General features: G+C 52.7%; 20 protein-coding genes. 10 read left to right on the forward strand and 10 right to left on the reverse strand.

Annotated features, from left to right (window positions below; translation table 11 throughout):
- The first annotated feature begins 18 nt into the window (after positions 1-18).
- From CWR52_RS01710 to CWR52_RS01720, 3 genes are all read left to right on the forward strand, one after another.
- Entirely contained in the window at positions 19-612 is a 594-nt protein-coding gene (locus tag CWR52_RS01710) for a TetR/AcrR family transcriptional regulator (protein ID WP_045910453.1), read from the forward strand.
- 74 nt (positions 613-686) lie between these two features.
- Positions 687-1286 (forward strand): NAD(P)H-dependent oxidoreductase, encoded by a 600-nt coding sequence (locus tag CWR52_RS01715; RefSeq protein WP_104948645.1) that lies wholly within the window; start codon positions 687-689, stop codon positions 1284-1286.
- 284 nt (positions 1287-1570) lie between these two features.
- Positions 1571-2113 carry a cysteine hydrolase family protein gene (locus CWR52_RS01720; protein ID WP_104948646.1) on the forward strand — a complete coding sequence of 181 codons (543 nt, stop codon included), beginning with the start codon at positions 1571-1573 and terminating at the stop codon, positions 2111-2113.
- A 65-nt stretch (positions 2114-2178) separates the two neighbouring features.
- Here CWR52_RS01720 and CWR52_RS01725 read toward each other — a convergent pair whose 3' ends face one another.
- The gene (locus CWR52_RS01725) at positions 2179-2655 is read right to left on the reverse strand and encodes a WbuC family cupin fold metalloprotein (RefSeq protein WP_104948647.1); all 477 of its coding nucleotides are present in this window, start codon (positions 2653-2655) and stop codon (positions 2179-2181) included.
- A gap of 199 nt (positions 2656-2854) precedes the next feature.
- Positions 2855-3154: a hypothetical protein gene (locus CWR52_RS01730; RefSeq protein WP_201268147.1), complete on the reverse strand. Its 300-nt coding sequence runs from the start codon at positions 3152-3154 to the stop codon at positions 2855-2857.
- Between the two features lie 215 nt (positions 3155-3369).
- On the opposite strand from CWR52_RS01730, the gene CWR52_RS01735 reads away from it, so the two are divergent.
- Positions 3370-3840, forward strand: a complete 471-nt coding sequence (locus CWR52_RS01735) for a hypothetical protein (RefSeq protein WP_104948648.1) — start codon at positions 3370-3372, stop codon at positions 3838-3840.
- Positions 3841-3887: 47 nt separating this feature from the next.
- On the opposite strand, the gene CWR52_RS01740 is transcribed toward CWR52_RS01735, so the two are convergent.
- Together CWR52_RS01740 and CWR52_RS01745 are read right to left on the reverse strand one after the other, a co-directional pair.
- Positions 3888-4811, reverse strand: coding sequence for a LysR substrate-binding domain-containing protein (locus tag CWR52_RS01740; RefSeq protein ID WP_104948649.1), 924 nt, complete (start codon positions 4809-4811; stop codon positions 3888-3890).
- Positions 4812-4835: 24 nt separating this feature from the next.
- Entirely contained in the window at positions 4836-5372 is a 537-nt protein-coding gene (locus CWR52_RS01745) for a MarR family winged helix-turn-helix transcriptional regulator (protein WP_048030625.1), read from the reverse strand.
- A gap of 130 nt (positions 5373-5502) precedes the next feature.
- Here CWR52_RS01745 and CWR52_RS01750 point away from each other — a divergent pair, with 130 nt between their 5' ends.
- The 3 genes from CWR52_RS01750 (at position 5503) to CWR52_RS01760 (ending at position 7631) form a co-directional block, all read left to right on the forward strand.
- Complete coding sequence (locus CWR52_RS01750; protein WP_104948650.1) at positions 5503-6663, forward strand: MFS transporter; 1161 nt, start codon at positions 5503-5505, stop codon at positions 6661-6663.
- 79 nt (positions 6664-6742) lie between these two features.
- Positions 6743-7180 carry a VOC family protein gene (locus CWR52_RS01755; RefSeq protein ID WP_104948651.1) on the forward strand — a complete coding sequence of 146 codons (438 nt, stop codon included), beginning with the start codon at positions 6743-6745 and terminating at the stop codon, positions 7178-7180.
- 13 nt (positions 7181-7193) lie between these two features.
- Positions 7194-7631, forward strand: coding sequence for a VOC family protein (locus CWR52_RS01760; RefSeq protein ID WP_104948652.1), 438 nt, complete (start codon positions 7194-7196; stop codon positions 7629-7631).
- Positions 7632-7756: 125 nt separating this feature from the next.
- Here the strand turns inward: CWR52_RS01760 and CWR52_RS01765 are convergent, their stop codons facing one another.
- Together CWR52_RS01765 and CWR52_RS01770 are read right to left on the reverse strand one after the other, a co-directional pair.
- On the reverse strand, positions 7757-8650 hold the full coding sequence (locus tag CWR52_RS01765) for a dihydrodipicolinate synthase family protein (RefSeq protein WP_104948653.1): 894 nt from the start codon (positions 8648-8650) through the stop codon (positions 7757-7759).
- Positions 8651-8671: 21 nt separating this feature from the next.
- Positions 8672-9367 carry a B3/B4 domain-containing protein gene (locus tag CWR52_RS01770; RefSeq protein ID WP_045910441.1) on the reverse strand — a complete coding sequence of 232 codons (696 nt, stop codon included), beginning with the start codon at positions 9365-9367 and terminating at the stop codon, positions 8672-8674.
- 43 nt (positions 9368-9410) lie between these two features.
- Here CWR52_RS01770 and CWR52_RS01775 point away from each other — a divergent pair, with 43 nt between their 5' ends.
- From CWR52_RS01775 to CWR52_RS01785, 3 genes are all read left to right on the forward strand, one after another.
- Positions 9411-10013, forward strand: coding sequence for a helix-turn-helix domain-containing protein (locus CWR52_RS01775; RefSeq protein ID WP_045910440.1), 603 nt, complete (start codon positions 9411-9413; stop codon positions 10011-10013).
- 63 nt (positions 10014-10076) lie between these two features.
- Positions 10077-10538, forward strand: coding sequence for a GNAT family N-acetyltransferase (locus CWR52_RS01780; protein WP_104948654.1), 462 nt, complete (start codon positions 10077-10079; stop codon positions 10536-10538).
- A 522-nt stretch (positions 10539-11060) separates the two neighbouring features.
- Entirely contained in the window at positions 11061-12395 is a 1335-nt protein-coding gene (locus tag CWR52_RS01785) for an FRG domain-containing protein (RefSeq protein WP_104948655.1), read from the forward strand.
- A gap of 227 nt (positions 12396-12622) precedes the next feature.
- Here CWR52_RS01785 and CWR52_RS01790 read toward each other — a convergent pair whose 3' ends face one another.
- From CWR52_RS01790 to paaX, 4 genes are all read right to left on the reverse strand, one after another.
- Positions 12623-13105, reverse strand: a complete 483-nt coding sequence (locus CWR52_RS01790) for a glutathione peroxidase (protein ID WP_104948656.1) — start codon at positions 13103-13105, stop codon at positions 12623-12625.
- Positions 13106-13156: 51 nt separating this feature from the next.
- Positions 13157-13900: an SDR family oxidoreductase gene (locus CWR52_RS01795; RefSeq protein WP_048223013.1), complete on the reverse strand. Its 744-nt coding sequence runs from the start codon at positions 13898-13900 to the stop codon at positions 13157-13159.
- A 102-nt stretch (positions 13901-14002) separates the two neighbouring features.
- Positions 14003-14599 (reverse strand): phenylacetic acid degradation protein PaaY, encoded by a 597-nt coding sequence (gene paaY, locus CWR52_RS01800; protein WP_104948657.1) that lies wholly within the window; start codon positions 14597-14599, stop codon positions 14003-14005.
- Positions 14600-14608: 9 nt separating this feature from the next.
- Positions 14609-15544, reverse strand: a complete 936-nt coding sequence (gene paaX / locus CWR52_RS01805; RefSeq protein ID WP_028016008.1) for a phenylacetic acid degradation operon negative regulatory protein PaaX — start codon at positions 15542-15544, stop codon at positions 14609-14611.
- Position 15545 lies beyond the last annotated feature (1 nt).

Below are 15545 nucleotides of genomic sequence, written 5' to 3' on the forward strand. Positions count from 1 at the left end.
AACTAATCTGAGGAAAGCATGGTTGTTAAGCGCTTAAGAAAAGAGGACCGCCGCGTGCAGCTGCTGGAGGTTGCGCGTGGGATCGTGCGTCAGCAAGGCACCGAGGCGTTAACCCTTGGCTATCTGGCAGAACGGGCCAACGTGACCAAGCCCATCCCCTACGACCACTTTGGCGATCGCGAAGGGCTGCTGATGGCGCTGTATCAGGACTATAGCGATCGGCAGCTGGCGAAATTCCGCGAGACGCTGGCGGTTGACAGCAAAACGCTGGAGAAGACGATCCGCTTTTTCAGCGCGGCCTATATCGACTGTGCCATTGCCGCCGGGCCTGAAACCGGGCCAATCGCCGCGGCGCTGTCCGGTTCTCGCGCGCTGCAGACGTTCCGGGAAGCATGCGTGGCCGAATGTGCCGACTGCCTGCGCACCGCGCTTTCGCCTTTTATCGTCTTAAAAGGCGTTCAGGGGGAAGCGGTACTGACGGCCATCATTGGCGCGGCGGAGGCGCTCAGCACCGCGGCGGGCAACGGCGTGCTCGCCCGAAATGTGGCAGAAGATACCCTCAGCGGCGCCATGACCGGCGTGCTTGCGACCTACGCGAATAGCACAAAATGATCGCCGGGGGTGGATTGACACTTAAGTTACCAATAGTAACATAGGCGTCTCTTCTCCCCCATTTTGAGGTTGCTATGTCTGCTACAAATGCCATGAGTAACGCGCTGATCGTGACGGCTCACCCTGTCGACACGTCCTTGTCCCATTCACTGGCCGCCCGCATTGCCGGAAAATTACGCGAGGAAGGCATGCAGGTTGAGATGGCCGATCTTCATGCTGAAGGCTTTAATCCGGCCATGTCTCGCGCCGATCTTGACTTGTATCACGGGGATCCGAGCGCCCTCCCCGACGATATTCTGCGCGAGCAGCAGCGCGTCGAGCGAGCGGATATGCTGGTGTTTGTCTTTCCCGTGTACTGGTGGTCGGTCCCCGCGCTGTTGAAAGGCTGGTTCGACCGCGTATTGACCCTGAACTGGGCGTATAAGGTGGCTGACGACGGCCGGATCGTGGGCAATTTACGGGATGTTCCCGTTCGCCTGATTGCCACTGGCGGCAGCGATCTCACCGGGTTTGATAAACACGGCTATTCGACGGCGATTCAGACGCAGATAATCGAAGGGGTATTTGGCTTCTGCGGGTTGAAGAACGTTAAGCTCGATGTCCTTTACCAGGCAGACGAAGCGACGCCCGAGCAGGTTGAGGATTTCCTGCAAAGGCTCGGCAGTATTAAATAATATCAGCCAGGCGCAACGCTAACGTTGCACCTACTGATGTTGGTGTATTGAAGAGAATCTCTCACCAGCGCTATAACTGGACGCGATAGTTGCGCTAACAGCGAAATAAACAAAGGTCATTGCATGTATCAGTCAGTTCAGCCAGCAACCACGCTCACCACCACCGGAACCTTCGGCGGCGTGAGTGTATCTGTAGCAAACGACTGACAAACAGAACCTCAATCCCCGCCGACATGGACGGGGAAATCTCTCTCCGTTCACCACCCTCTGAATGGAGAAAGAAAATGGTTTCGTCTGACAATGCACTCCTGGTTATCGACATGCAGCAGGGCCTCTTCCGGGGCCCGGTTCCTCCCTGTTCCGCCGATGCCGTTCTGGAAAATATCCGTCTGTTAATCACCCATGCGCGACGCGCGCAGGTGCCCCTCTTTTTTGCCCGCCATATTGGACCAGACGACTCGCCGCTCTCAGAGAAGGGTCCGTTAACCCAGCTGATACCTGAACTGGACGTGAAGGAGCAGGACGTTGTTTTCACCAAGCGCTATCCTAGCTGTTTTCGGGATACCGAATTGCTGCGTGAACTTAATCAGAGAGGCATCAAACAGCTGGTCATTGCCGGGATGAAAACAGAGTTTTGCGTCGATACGACCTGCCGGGCCGCACCGGAACTGGGTTTCAGGACGGTATTAATTTCAGATGCGCATACCACAATGGATAATGACTATTTATTCGCCAGCGACATTATTGCCCATCACAACAGCACGCTGGCAGGCCCGTTTGTGACGCTGTCGACTGCTCGTGACTGGCTTTTTAATACGGTGAGTTGACTCGCGTGAGCGCTTATCTCTTTACCCGGCTCGCCTTTCCGCGCGCCGGGCACATAAGAGAATAATTACAGGGTAAACCCACCGTCACCCACCTGTGCCTGAGCGTACCATTGCATCAGCTTCTCGGTGCCGGGCTCGTTTTCTGCCGGTGACCATGGGGCGGAATCATGCTCGGGCACGGGCTGATACCCTCCGTGTTTAACCTCAAAAATGACACCGCCTTTATCCAGCGACAGCACGGCATGCCAGGTTCCGGCATCCATCTCCAGCACTTTGCAGTCTTCACCTAACACCACGCGCTGGGTCACATTACCGCTGTCGTCAAAATTCAGCACCAGAAAGCGACCGCTCAGCGCCGTCAGCAGTTCAAAGGTGTGCGGATGGCGATGGGGGCGGACATAGGTACCGGGCTCCATTGCAATGGCCAGACGCTGCACCGGGTCGCTCAGGTCAGGGTGTAAATTACGGTGCGCGCGTAAGCGAGGAGAATGTGCGGCCTGCTCGCTTTGCTGCTGCAGGTCACTGAAAGTAATTTGTTTCATATACACCTTTAGGAATGTGGGCTGTCTACGGCAACCCGATTGCCGCAAGACGTTATACCATCGTGAACGGTCGAGGAGCGATGGGATTTGTGAAACAAATCGCTGCCTGCGTTATCGCCCCGAAGGCTGATATAAGGCATCAAAGAGATGAGACGGACTCTTCAAGCGCTGACTCAGACCAGGTATGGGTGTGATAAATCTATGCAGGATCGGCAGGATAATCATGAAGGCGGACAAGGCGTCTCAATATCTCATACCCGGAAATCTCATCCAGAGAGAGCTTATGAGGAACATATTCGATCCTCAGGCAGCGTCGATGCGAATCGGCGCGCAACAGTCGCGGGGATTCAACAACGCGACGTAGCGGGTCCGCAGCACGCTCATAAAAGCCGTATTCCACATCGCTAACAGGGTATTTTTCTATCAACGTATTGCCATGTTGATCCATCACCTGGCGGACTTTTGCAGCGCCCATTCTGGATAAATTCTCGGCGGTCATACCATCCTCATGCCACCCGTTCGGTTTCAGGACGTAAGTATAGTGTGGTTGTTCAACATTTGACGTTGAGTAAAACTCACATTGATTCCCACTATTTCTCGTTTTTCAAACCCGATCGCATTGAAATACCATCCCTTCATTCCCGATCTCTTCCTGACCTGGAACAGAGAGCGAAACTCAAATAATAAATACACCTGCATGCATATGGAGTACGTATGACACTCGATGTTTTATTTCATCTAATGAAAATGATCTCACCTGAAAAAAACATCGCGGGTGAAAATATACATACGTTAATAACGTTACTTTCCTCAGAGAACGATAGAACTGAGGTGCTTTCACCCTTTATTCATCGCCTGCATCTGCTCTCTTTTGCCCAGAACAATCCGCGTAACGCCGAAGAGTTACTCTCTGCGCATTTACCCAAAGACGACGGGATCCTTCCGGTTCTGGACTTCGCGGACTGGCCCCGGGTGCGTTATGTGGGGTCAGGTGAAGTTCAGACGCCTGAATCTGAGAAGTACTTCAGTGAAATGACATCGGCTACCAATCTGTTACGTTCTGCGCTGATCGAAGCTGAACGCGCAAAGGGAACGCCTGCGCTTTATATACTGGATAAATTACTCAATCTGAACAGCGCCCTGCCGGAAAGATATAAAAAGATGGCGAATATTCCCTACGCATAAATACGTTCACTATGCGGAATATCCCATAATAAATATTCCGCTATTTATTAAATCCGCTTTTCATTGAAATCAAGACAGACAATATCCAAAGAGGGCACCACTGGCGCATTAAGGTTAAGCCAGGCCAGCAACCGTTCAATACTCTGTCCTCTGAGCGAATTTTTGGGCCAGACAAGGTAGTAACCGTCCCCCGTTGCTATCGCCTCCCTGAAGGGCAGCGCGAGCAGGCCGCTTTTCAGCGCCTCGAGCGTGAGCCGGAGATCCGCCATCGCTACGCCGTGTCCGTGCATGGCAGCAAGGCTTCCCTGCTCCAGGGTGTCGAACACGATCCCGCCGCTCATGTCGAGGCCGGGGAATAGGCCCGTCCTTTTCAGCCAGCGCTTCCAGTCCCGTCTGTCCGGTGACGGATGAATAAGATCGCATTCTGGAAGCTGATGCCGGGCAGGCTCCAGCAAAGACGGCGTACAAACCGGAATAAGCCATTCGCTGAACAGCAGCCGGCTCTCCGTTGACTCGCCGAAATAACCGTTCCCGAGGAGGATCGCACAATCGTAGGGTTCCCGACTGAAATCAACCGTGTCGAAGTCCATCCAGACGCTGGCAATTTCGATTTTCGGCTTCGCGTGGTTCTCGCGGAAGGATTTAAGCACATCCAGAAGCCATCGCATCGTCAGCGAGCTGGGCGCTTTGAGGCGCAAAAGGTGGTTTTCACTTTTGAATGCGCGACAGGCCCACTCAATAGTCGAGAAACTTTCGCTAAGCTGCCCGGCCAGAATACGCCCGGCATCGCTGACCTCTACTTTCGGACCCTGGCGTTTAAACAGCTCGCAGTCGAACCACATTTCAAGCGTCTGGACATGTCTGCTGACCGCCCCCGGCGTGATATTCAGGACTTCAGCCGCTTTGCTGAAGGAGTTTAGCCGTGCGGCAACTTCGAACGCGCGCAGCGCATACAGTGGCGGTAAAGACATACGTTCCCTTTTTGTCAGGTGTAATCATGCAGTTTTTGTATTATCGGCACTCGGTGACGTTTCACCCCATTCCTCAGCCGGAAACGTCAGCAGCAGCCCCCTGAGCAGAGACTCAAGCTGCGCGCGTTGCGCCTCAGAGAGGTTTCTCAGCAGCGCATTTTGCGTTTCCGTATGCACGAGCAGCGCCTGTTCGATACGAGCCTGCCCGTGCGGCGTCAGGCTGACGAGCGAGCTGCGCTTGTCATCAGGATCGGCAATCCGCCTGATAAGGCCTTGTTGTTCAAGATGGTTGAGCCGGTTCGTCATCGCCCCTGAGGTGATCAACAGGGATGTATACAGCTGCGTGGGCGAAAGGCAGTACGGCTCCCCGGCGCGACGCAGCGTGGCGAGGACGTCAAACTCGCCCTCGCGAAAGCCAAACGGCGCCATGGCCTGCGCGCGTTCTTTTCCCAGGTGCTTCATCAGCCTGAGCATTCGGCCAAAAATTTTCATCGACGAGGCGTCCAGTTCAGGCATGGCGCTGCTCCACTGGCCAACAACGAAGTCTACATGGTCTTTCATCTTCACCCCGGATAGCGTGGGAATTTATCGAGTTGTGCGGTACATCTTACGCAAAAACAGATTTTATCTTAACGTTAAGATAAATGCTCGCGGCAATTTGCCTGGGCCATTCACAACCGAAAAGGATGCCATGTTGAAACGTACATCACCATTACTCTTCGCCGTTATCGCTTTTATCGTCGGGCTGAACCTGCGCCCCATTCTGGCCTCGGTCAGCCCTCTTTTCTCCGTGCTGCAGCGCGAAGCGGGGCTGACCGCGACGCAATTCAGCCTGCTGACTACCCTGCCGGTGGCGATGATGGGACTGGCTGCCCTGTGTGGCCCCTGGCTTTTAGCCAGGATCGGTGCCGTCAGGGGAATAATGCTCGGGCTGTTCATCCTGCTGGTAGCCTGTTCATTACGCGGTTTTAGCACCTCGCTGACAGGTTTGATGGGTACCGCGTTACTGGGTGGGGCCAGCATCGGCACGATCCAGGCGTTAATGCCTGCCCTGATAAAAAAGGCATATACGCAAACGGCCAGCACGATCATGTCGCTATTCAGCACGGGCATTATGGCCGGTGCGGCAGTCGCCGCCGCCAGCGCCGAGCCGCTGTTTTCATGGCTCACGCTCAAGCCCGCGCTGGCTATGGCAGGCGTGCTCGCGCTGCTGGCGCTGATGCTGTGGTTACCCCTGGTTAAACAGTCTGAAGGGGAACAAACAGCACATGAACCCGTTACGCTCTCTTCCTCCCGGACTGGACTCCTTCTGCTCTTTTTTGGCGTGGGGACGGGTGCCTACACGCTGGTCTTAGCCTGGCTGCCCCCGCTCTATATTCAGGCAGGATGGTCCGCACGCAGCAGCGGCTATATGCTGGCCTGGCTGACCTTAACCGAGGTAGCCGCCGGGTTTGCCGTCTCCGCGCTGATCGGTAAATTCCCCGACCGCCGTGTTCCGCTGATAACTGTACTGTTACTGCTGCTGGCGGGATTACTGTGTCTGGTCTTTGCGCCGGGCACCACGCCGGTCTTATCAACCTTGCTGCTTGGCATCGGTATTGGCTCCCTCTTCCCGCTGTCGCTTATCGTCACGTTCGATCATGCGCGAACGCCCGCGCAGGCCGGGAAGTTACTGTCTAAAGTTCAGGGAGGAGGATATATGATCGCCGCGCTCATGCCGTTAGTTGCAGGGATCGTTCGCGACAGTTCGGTCTCGCTGACCAGCGCATGGCTGGTGATGAGTGCGGGAGTCGTGCTGTTGATCGTTATCGCGTTCACTTTCAAACCCACCGTGAACGTGCCGGCGCGGTGAATGTGATACCAGAATTGAGAGTCGTATTTCAGAAGGCTCTACGCTAAATTCCATCATTTCAGGCTATTAAGGAGTGGATATGTCGCAGACGTTACCGGAAATTGATGTCATGTTCGTCGCCGGGTTCGGGCCCATTTCACGGGATACAGTGTCCAGCACCGCGTTTTATATCCAGACTCTCGGACTGCCGCTGAAGCCGATGGAGGGCAATGCCGAGTATCTGCTCACTGAAGAGGGACGCTTGCCGGGCGTGAAGCATTTTGCCGTCTGGCCGCTGTCACAGGCGGCAGCGTCCTGTTTCGGTGAAGCGCAGTGGCCCCCTGAGCATCCTATACCGCAGGGATGGATTGAATACGAGGTGCAGGATCTCGATTCCGCTACCCGCGTTCTGAGCGAAAAAGGCTATCGGTTGTTGGTCGCCAACCGCACAGAACCGTGGGGGCAAACCGTCACTCGCCTGCTCAGCCCGGAAGGTTTGCTTACCGGGCTGACGATTACGCCGTGGCAGCGTGGATAGAGGATGTTATAAGGTGCTGGCTTATATCACGATAGGGACAAATGACTTTCAGCGCGCCGTGAACTTTTATGACGCTATTTTTAACGTGCTGGGCTATTCACGTCTGCCCGCCTGGACTGATAGCTGGGCAATGTGGGGAGACGAAAATCATCCGGATGACGAATTTAGCTTCTGCATTTGTCTTCCTTTTGACCAGCAACCCGCGACGGCGGGAAACGGGACAATGTTCGCATTCAGAGCCGATAACGCGGAAATTGTCAGACGCTTCCATGCAGCGGGCCTCCGTGCGGGAGGAAAGGATGAAGGCGTGCCCGGTACACGAACCGCCTACGGCCCCGATTTTTATGTTGCCTATCTGCGCGATCCTGACGGGCATAAACTGGCATGCGTTTACCGGAATTATTCACCTGATGCAGATACGCTCTCAGGAGAGGAAGAGTCACGTCACTAATAAAGTTTTAAAGTATGGTCCGCTTTTAGCGAAGAGCGGACCTAAAGAACGTGTGTCAAACATCTGATGATTGATCCCCCACCAGGTTTCAAAAGGACCGGTAGACACCCCGTCCTGCGGAGAGATCACTTCAGCTCCAGCATGCTTATCACATGGGCAATATCCGCGATATCACCAGCTGACAATGGTTGCAGAGGTCGAGGCAGGCAATCCATGTCGGTAAGCCCAAGCACACCAGCAGCAGCGGCAATAACGCGAATACTTCCCCCATGTTTCCGGAAGAGCGACCACAACGGCTCGAGGCGGGTTGTCAGGGCTGTAACGCGTTGATGATCGTTTGCCGCCGCAGCTTCGGTGATTTGTTTCGCCATCTCAGGGAACAGACCGCCACACACGGAATACCACACTTCACAACCGGCGTTTAATCCCAGCCCCGCATAAGCGTCGCCACTAATACCGATTGTTACGCCAGGGCGCAAATGTTGACGTAACGCATTCACCCGCTCAATCGCTGCAGCGGGGCTATCCGGGACGCCAGGGATCTTGACCGAGCGAACCCCCTCAAGTGAGGAGAGACGACCGTGGAGTTCATCCGTAAAGGTAAAATGCGTAGTGCCCGGATTATCATAGATACATACCGGTACAGAAACGTGCCGGGTAACGGTCTCAAAGAGTGAGAAGACTTCTTCGTCACGGAGTGGCTGGTAACTGACCGCCGGGAGTAACAGCGCATTCGCACCAGCTGCCTGTGCATCATCTGCCAGATGCAGAATGGCATCGGTACTGACCGCTCCCACACACACCATAACGGGGATGTTCCCTGCATGCTGTTTTGCCAGCGTTGCTACGCGCTTGCGCTGCTCCCGGGTCAGATAGGCGTAGCTTCCGGTTGACCCCAGGATGCCCATAGAATCAACCCGAGCGTCTGTAAGACGGGAAAGAATATGGCTGAAACCCTTTTCATCCACGCCGCTGGCAGTGACTGGGGTTAATGGAAACGCCGACAAACCGGTAAACATAACTGTTTCTCCTGAAGGGTATTACTGCTGTTGTTCTTCGATGAGAGCAACTTCAAACCACAGACCGGGCATCATTTTTTCCAGGCCGTCGGTCAGCATCTTCCCGGCTTCGTGAAGTCTATCCAGCGGCATCTGCGGGAGACTCTCCAGAATGAACCACATTTCCTGAGCTTCCACGCCTAAGCGGGTTCTGATCCCCTGTCGCCAGTTCCAGCGACGGCAGGTCACGCCGATATCATCACACCAGATAACCTCGCCTTGTGAAGGATACTCAACGGTGGCCTCTCCCTCTTTGACGGTATCAAAAGGCTCTGTTCCTTTTGCCACAGTCAGACGCGGCGCCCCCTGATAGGCAGAGAGATTCTCTCCACCAACCGGAACGGCATAGCGGAGACTAACGGCATTATAAAGATCAACGATAGGATCGAGCGCTGGCATCGTTCCGTCACGTAACACGCGCTTGCGTAACGCATCCGCTGAGCAAGGAGTGCGTTTAGGTTTAGCACCAAACTTTTGAAAAACGTCGGCCCATGCCGCCAGATGAGAGTCCGCCCACTCTGGTTCACCGGCCAGAACGGCTTCACAGGCTTCACGCAGCGCCATTTCTCCAGTGTCGGGATTAAGCACTGGCGCAGCTTTTACGCAGATGCTGAGTGCCCGAAAACCGGGAGCAATACGATAAATTTCAGGGGCAATTGACGGCGATACTGTTAGCACGTGATAATCCTGTAATGACCAATTTATTCCATGATAATGACCAATGACCAAAAAAGTCAATTTAATGACCGATGCAAATTCGATCGCCAGTTCCGTGAATGAAGCCGTATCGCAGCGAATAAAACTGTATCGTAAGCAAAAGAAAATCTCCCTTGATGAACTCTCGCGTCGGGCAGGCGTCAGCAAGGGAGCTCTGGTTGAGATAGAGGGATGCCGGGCGAATCCCAGCATTGCCCTGCTATGCCGCCTGGCTGCCGCAATGGGGGTTTCAGTGGCTGATTTTGTGGATGTCAGTTCAAAACCGACCGTGCATCTCATCGCTGAAGATGAGATCCCTGAATTGTGGGAAGGTGAAAAAGGCGGGAGAGCAAGATTGCTAGCAGGATCGGGTGGCCCTGATATGACCGAGCTCTGGATGTGGGAAATGCAGCCGGGGGAAAAGTTTGCGTCCCCCGGCCACACGGAAGGTACGCTTGAACTGTTTTATGTGCAGTCGGGCACGCTCACACTCGGCGTACAGGAACACGTGTATCGGGTAAATACTGGCTGTTCGGCAACCGCCAGAACGGACGTTCCTCATTTCTATGAAAACCAGGGGGAGAACCCGCTAGTATTTATCATGACAGTACATGAAAAAGCATCCTGAGCATTCCCCGGCATAGAGGACAGCCCTGTGCCTCATCACAAGTAGCCCAAAAGGAGGAGTTCGGTGAATAATCAGCATCTGCGTTTTACCAAAGACAAATTTATTGTCACAACCGATCCCAGCTTTTTTCAGCTGGAAGCCATTCACGATTACCTCTCGCAATCGTCCTGGGCTCCTGGTATTGATGCTGAAACGGTCAGGATATCAATCCAGAACAGCCTTTGTTTCGCGCTCCTGGATGGAACAAGACAAATCGGCTTCGCCCGTCTGGTCACAGACTATGCCACTTTTGGTTATTTGTGTGACGTCTACGTGCTGAACGATTATCAGAAAAGTGGTCTTGGACGTTGGCTGATTGAATGCTGTCATGCCCATCCATTGTTGTCACGTCTGCGACGGATAATGCTGGTAACCGACAGCGCGCCATGGTTATACCAGAAGCTGGGGTATAACCCATTGAACCGACCAGATTTTGTCTGGCAAATCAATCGACCCGATATTTATCGTCACCCCGGGCAAAAATAAAAGTACTTTTCAGAGAGTAATGATAAATGTGAATCCGCAGGGCCTGTCACTCTGATGCAGAAGAATTTGCTCTTTTAGCCGAACGAATCTTACGACATCCGCTTCTGGCACTGAGCGGATTTGCTAACTGAGCTAAAGGTCCGCTGTGAGTGAGGAGCGGACATTTACTTAACAGGATGACAAGAGACTTCATACTACAGCTCATACATCACGGTTGGCTTGAAACGTCAGATTATTCAAGCAGCGAAGCTGATCGTTATCATACAGATGGTTGAGTCTGGAGTTTTCAGGAATGGAAAGACATCGCCCACATGGTCGTACCGTAACCACATTAGAAGCAGATGTACTTTGTGAATTTTGATTGTTTCAACCTATAGGTTTGAAGCTTTTATTAAAAAAATAATTCAGGAATTTGCGAATTATGAGAGACAAACAAGCATGGACAACCTATGTTACTTTCATACAGAATGAAGCGATATGATAAAAAACACTGACTTTAGTTAGTAAATTCAGGAGATTGCGATGTTTAACTTAATCATGGCCGGAGAACCGGACGTTTTTGACCGCTGGCCGTGTATGGATCCTGAGCTTAAAGAAGGCGAGGATAGCTTTTCGATGTCCCGCATGCTGGAAGGCACCCCAAGCGATATTTACAGTAAATTAATACCAGTAAGACCCAATACCTTAAAAGCACTCACCATGCTACCGGTGTTGTTCATGACCGAAACTTATATGAAAGATGATGAAAATGATAAAAACAAGTACATTAGGGTCAGGCTTGGGAAAATAAGGCATTTACGTAAAGATGGTGATGATATTCTATTTTCCTTCGAAATTAATCATGATTTTGGAGAAATAACAAACCCCAAACCGGCATTATATAAAGAAACCCTAGAGCTAGGATCTTTCGGGTTAAGTCGTACGCACTGGGCAGTAAAAGATAAGGATTTGAATATTGTTCTGGAACGGCTGGGTTTAGACAAGAAAAACAACCACCTGAAAGGTACAATAAAATTAAAAAAACAAAAATACCAGGTGGTTGAAAATGTCAGAGATTATCTTGATTTTATTAAAAAAAACACTCAGGATGGTCTCGTTACCTTTTATCGTGGACACTCTAAAAGCTCATATGAGCTTGTCCCCTCTCTTTACAGAAAGAATGAAAACGGGACGTACAGGCATCTTGCTTCTGAATCTGACTTAGTACGTGAAATACTCAGTGCAAGACCTAATGAATTTAAGGAGGATAAATTTACGATTGATAAACTTGTCCGCATGCAGCATTATGGCCTGCCTACAAGACTTCTGGATATAACATCTAACCCACTGATAGCATTATACTTTGCTTGCAGTTCGAATCCTGATGAAAACGGGCAGGTGATTTCGTTCTCAACAAACAGAAAGAAAATTAAATATTTCGACTCAGATACAGTGAGCTGCATAGCAAACTTATCAGTTTTATCTTACGAAGAGCTTAAAAAATTGTCTTCCATTGATGTCAGAAAAGATACTGTAAAGCTATCTGAACTCACTGATAAACTTGCAGACCTTATACAGAATGAAAAATCATATTTCAGAAACAGGATAATCCCTGATGATTTAAAAAAAGTTGTTATCCTTAAGGCTAAAATAAATAATGAACGCATACAGTCTCAGGCAGGCGCTTTTCTTTTGTTCGGACTTGATCCCATTTTACCGGAAACAGATGCTGATTTTCCTCTCAACAGAGTGGAGATAGCAAACAAAAATAAAATTCTGGACGAGCTGGCGCAGCTTAATATATCCGAAAGCACTGTATATCCCAGCATGGAGAAAACGGCAGCGGAAATTGCAAAAAAATATTTATCGATATCATAAAGCGATAAACTAATAGCAAAGAAAACTAAGACTGCGCAGTCTTTAGGTGGAACTGCTCATCGGGGAAGGTTTCAGGCTCAGGGTCAAAAACTGGAAGCTTCAGTGGCCTTGACCTGCTCCCTGTTGATTAATACACCGCGATGTTAGCAACGTCCGCTTCTGGCACAGAGCGGACATCAGAACATCGGCTATCCCCGACAAATAGATGGTTTTAGCGACAAAAATACTCACCTTCCCAGTGCCGCAACAATTGCCTCCTCCATTTTCTCGGGCGTAGTCATCGGTGCAAAGCGCTTGAGGGGTTTACCGTCACGCCCGACAAGGAACTTGGTAAAGTTCCACTTAATCCGCCCACCCAGCACGCCAGACAATTCGTCTTTCAGATAACGAAAAATCGGATGTGCTGCGGCGCCGTTTACCTCGACTTTCTCGAACATGGGAAAGCTGACGCCGTAATTAATGTAACAGGTCTTTGAGATGTCGTCGGCACCGCCAGGTTCCTGCTTACCGAACTGGTTGCAGGGGAAGCCAAGCACCACCAGCCCTTGATCGGCGTATTTTTTGTACAGTGCTTCAAGCCCCGCATACTGGGGCGTAAAGCCGCACTGGCTGGCCGTATTAACAACCAGAACCACCTTACCCGCATAGTCGGCCAATGAGATCGGTCGGCCATCAAGGCTGGTAGCGGTAAATTCGTAAAAGCGCGTCATCTGTGTGGTCCCTGTTCTGCTAAATCGAGAGGTTGATACAAAATACGAGGTTCAGGACTGACATTCCAGATCTTCGCGAGTGGGCCCCTGAAAGTAGACGGTACCAATATGGCAGCTACGGGGCTGAGTCAGCACAAAACGCACCGTTTCCCAGACAGATCGTCCATTCATTAAGCGCTCCCCCATTCGTGAGCGATCGTCGACAAGCGCATCTAACCCGGTAAGTTCAAAATCGGGTGGATACAAGCCGGTCACCCTTATATTTTCCCGGGACAATTGTTTTGACAGTTTGGTGATAAAGCCGCTCATTCCGTGTTTGCTGGCAAAAAAAGCGGGATGGGCAATGGAATCTGTAAAGTTCGGAATACCGCATGCGGATATAATCGCAATGATGTCTGCGCCGTCTGAACGTCGCAATCCTGAAAGCAGCGCCTGGGTGAGCAGGATTGAACCTGTCAGGCCTGAACTGACGGTATTGACGATTTCTGTGCTCGATTGTTCGTCTAGAGTCCCTGACAGCCACTGAGCAGCATTCAGTAGTAAAATATCGATTGGCCTGTCTGCATGTAAGACCTGCGAAGAGAACTGAGAAACGGATTCCGGCTGGGCTAAATCGCAGAGATACCCTCTTGCCACACCCCCTTCAGCCGCGATGAGGGCGCAGGTTTTTTCGATATCCTCTACCCGACGGGCGCTAAAATCCACGTCAACGCCCTCTCGCGCCAGCCAGACGCACAGCGCCTGACCAAATCCCCCGCCGCCACCCGTGATAACAGCGCGTTTTCCTCTCAGCATAACTCTGCGTCCTTTATCGTGATGAGTCTGTGTAGGAGGATTTATAGCATGGTGAGGCAGGGTAACATCTTCCCGTTAGTGCCGTGGCGCGAACTTCCCGTCCTACACCGCCGACTTCGGCCGTAAATTCTCGTCAAACGTCAGCCGCTTGCGTTCAGGCTCAGCCTCGCGCAGCGGCTCGACCTGGTGCATAGTGAGCTTGCAGCGCTCCACCAGTATCTGGTATTCCCGCGTGCCCTGCTGCTTCCAGGCCAGCTCCTGCTCGCTCAGCTCACGGATCGCCTTGGCCGGGCTGCCGATGATCAAATGGTTGGCAGGCATCTCCGCTTTGGCCTTCACGAACGCCGCCGCGCCGACGATGCTGTTTTCACCAATGACCGCGCCGTCCATCACCACCGCGTTCATGCCCACCAGCGCATTGCGGCGGACCACGCAGCCGTGAAGAATAGCGCTGTGGCCGATGTGCCCGTCCTCTTCAACCACCGTGTCCTGCTCCGGGAAGCCGTGCATCACGCAGTTATCCTGAATGTTGGCCCCATCTTTCACTACAATACGGCCAAAATCACCGCGCAGGCTGGCATTGGGGCCGACATACACGCCTTTGCCCAGAATCACGTCCCCAATCAGCACCGCCGTCGGGTGAACATAGCTTTCGTCAGGTACCACCGGCGTCAGACCGTCAATTTGATAAACAGGCATCTTCCCTCCTTATGCGCTTGTAAGACCACCAAAGCGTTGATAGTAGAGCGTGCCGGGCACGGGCAGTTCGCCGACAGAGGTTTCGCCCTTCTCGCTGACAAACGCCAGCGCTCCCGGCGCGACACGCTGATAGATATTTATGCAGAGCTGTCGGGCGCTTTGTCCCGCCCAGTGCGCAGGCAGTAACTCTTCCGGCAGCAGCGGGTCCTTCAGCACCACGCGACGATAAAAGTGAATCAGCAGCAGCTGGATCTGGAAACAGCGTTCCGGCGTCAGCTCCTCCGGCGCGGCCTCTTTCAACAGCGGCAGCAGCGGCCGGAACGAGCTGATAAACGACTCGTACATCGCGTTTTGCTCGGTTAACTGCCAGCACTCTTCTACGCGTGAACGCAGCGCGGCGCGCGAGAGCGCGAGCGGCGAGTGGGCTTCAAAGAAAATCACGTTTTCCGCCACGCCGGCATCGTGAAGCAGGGACTGCACGTCCGCCAGATGCTGTGACGGCGAGGCCATCAGGCTCGGCGCCAGCGTGCCAAACCCCTGCCAGATCAGCTGCTTTTTAACGTCGGCCAGGGTGGTTTTATCCAGCCCCTCGGAGAGCAGCAATAACCATTTACCGTCCCAGGCGGGCAGTTCCGCGCGGTAGATCTTATTCTCCGCGCGACGCGTCAGGCGCAGCCCCTTATCGCTCAGGCGGTAAAAGCTGCGTCGCCCGATGCGCGAGACGTCCAGCCAGCCCTCTTTGTTGAGACGAAACAACGCGGTACGCACGAACCGTTCGCCAAACCCCATGCCTTCCAGTAAGGCGGCCAGGCTGCCGAGCCAAATCTCACCGCCGCGATGGGAAAGCGCGTCACCGTATAACGAGGAGATAAGCGAGGTCCCGCTGACGGGAACGGAGCTGACCGCGTGCTGGATAAAGGCGTCGAGTTTATTCATATGATTCATT

The sequence above is a fragment of the Enterobacter sp. SGAir0187 genome (genome assembly GCF_002952735.2).
Taxonomy (GTDB): Bacteria; Pseudomonadota; Gammaproteobacteria; order Enterobacterales; family Enterobacteriaceae; genus Enterobacter; species Enterobacter quasiroggenkampii.

Bases quoted from the DNA above. Each gene is read 5' to 3' on its own strand.
- CWR52_RS01710 (WP_045910453.1), top strand. From the start codon at position 19: ATGGTTGTTAAGCGCTTAAGAAAAGAGGACCGCCGCGTGCAGCTGCTG.
- CWR52_RS01715 (WP_104948645.1), top strand. From the start codon at position 687: ATGTCTGCTACAAATGCCATGAGTAACGCGCTGATCGTGACGGCTCAC.
- CWR52_RS01720 (WP_104948646.1), top strand. From the start codon at position 1,571: ATGGTTTCGTCTGACAATGCACTCCTGGTTATCGACATGCAGCAGGGC.
- CWR52_RS01725 (WP_104948647.1), bottom strand. From the start codon at position 2,655: ATGAAACAAATTACTTTCAGTGACCTGCAGCAGCAAAGCGAGCAGGCC.
- CWR52_RS01730 (WP_201268147.1), bottom strand. From the start codon at position 3,154: ATGACCGCCGAGAATTTATCCAGAATGGGCGCTGCAAAAGTCCGCCAG.
- CWR52_RS01735 (WP_104948648.1), top strand. From the start codon at position 3,370: ATGACACTCGATGTTTTATTTCATCTAATGAAAATGATCTCACCTGAA.
- CWR52_RS01740 (WP_104948649.1), bottom strand. From the start codon at position 4,811: ATGTCTTTACCGCCACTGTATGCGCTGCGCGCGTTCGAAGTTGCCGCA.
- CWR52_RS01745 (WP_048030625.1), bottom strand. From the start codon at position 5,372: ATGAAAGACCATGTAGACTTCGTTGTTGGCCAGTGGAGCAGCGCCATG.
- CWR52_RS01750 (WP_104948650.1), top strand. From the start codon at position 5,503: ATGTTGAAACGTACATCACCATTACTCTTCGCCGTTATCGCTTTTATC.
- CWR52_RS01755 (WP_104948651.1), top strand. From the start codon at position 6,743: ATGTCGCAGACGTTACCGGAAATTGATGTCATGTTCGTCGCCGGGTTC.
- CWR52_RS01765 (WP_104948653.1), bottom strand. From the start codon at position 8,650: ATGTTTACCGGTTTGTCGGCGTTTCCATTAACCCCAGTCACTGCCAGC.
- CWR52_RS01775 (WP_045910440.1), top strand. From the start codon at position 9,411: ATGACCAAAAAAGTCAATTTAATGACCGATGCAAATTCGATCGCCAGT.
- CWR52_RS01785 (WP_104948655.1), top strand. From the start codon at position 11,061: ATGTTTAACTTAATCATGGCCGGAGAACCGGACGTTTTTGACCGCTGG.
- CWR52_RS01790 (WP_104948656.1), bottom strand. From the start codon at position 13,105: ATGACGCGCTTTTACGAATTTACCGCTACCAGCCTTGATGGCCGACCG.
- CWR52_RS01795 (WP_048223013.1), bottom strand. From the start codon at position 13,900: ATGCTGAGAGGAAAACGCGCTGTTATCACGGGTGGCGGCGGGGGATTT.
- paaY (WP_104948657.1), bottom strand. From the start codon at position 14,599: ATGCCTGTTTATCAAATTGACGGTCTGACGCCGGTGGTACCTGACGAA.
- paaX (WP_028016008.1), bottom strand. From the start codon at position 15,544: ATGAATCATATGAATAAACTCGACGCCTTTATCCAGCACGCGGTCAGC.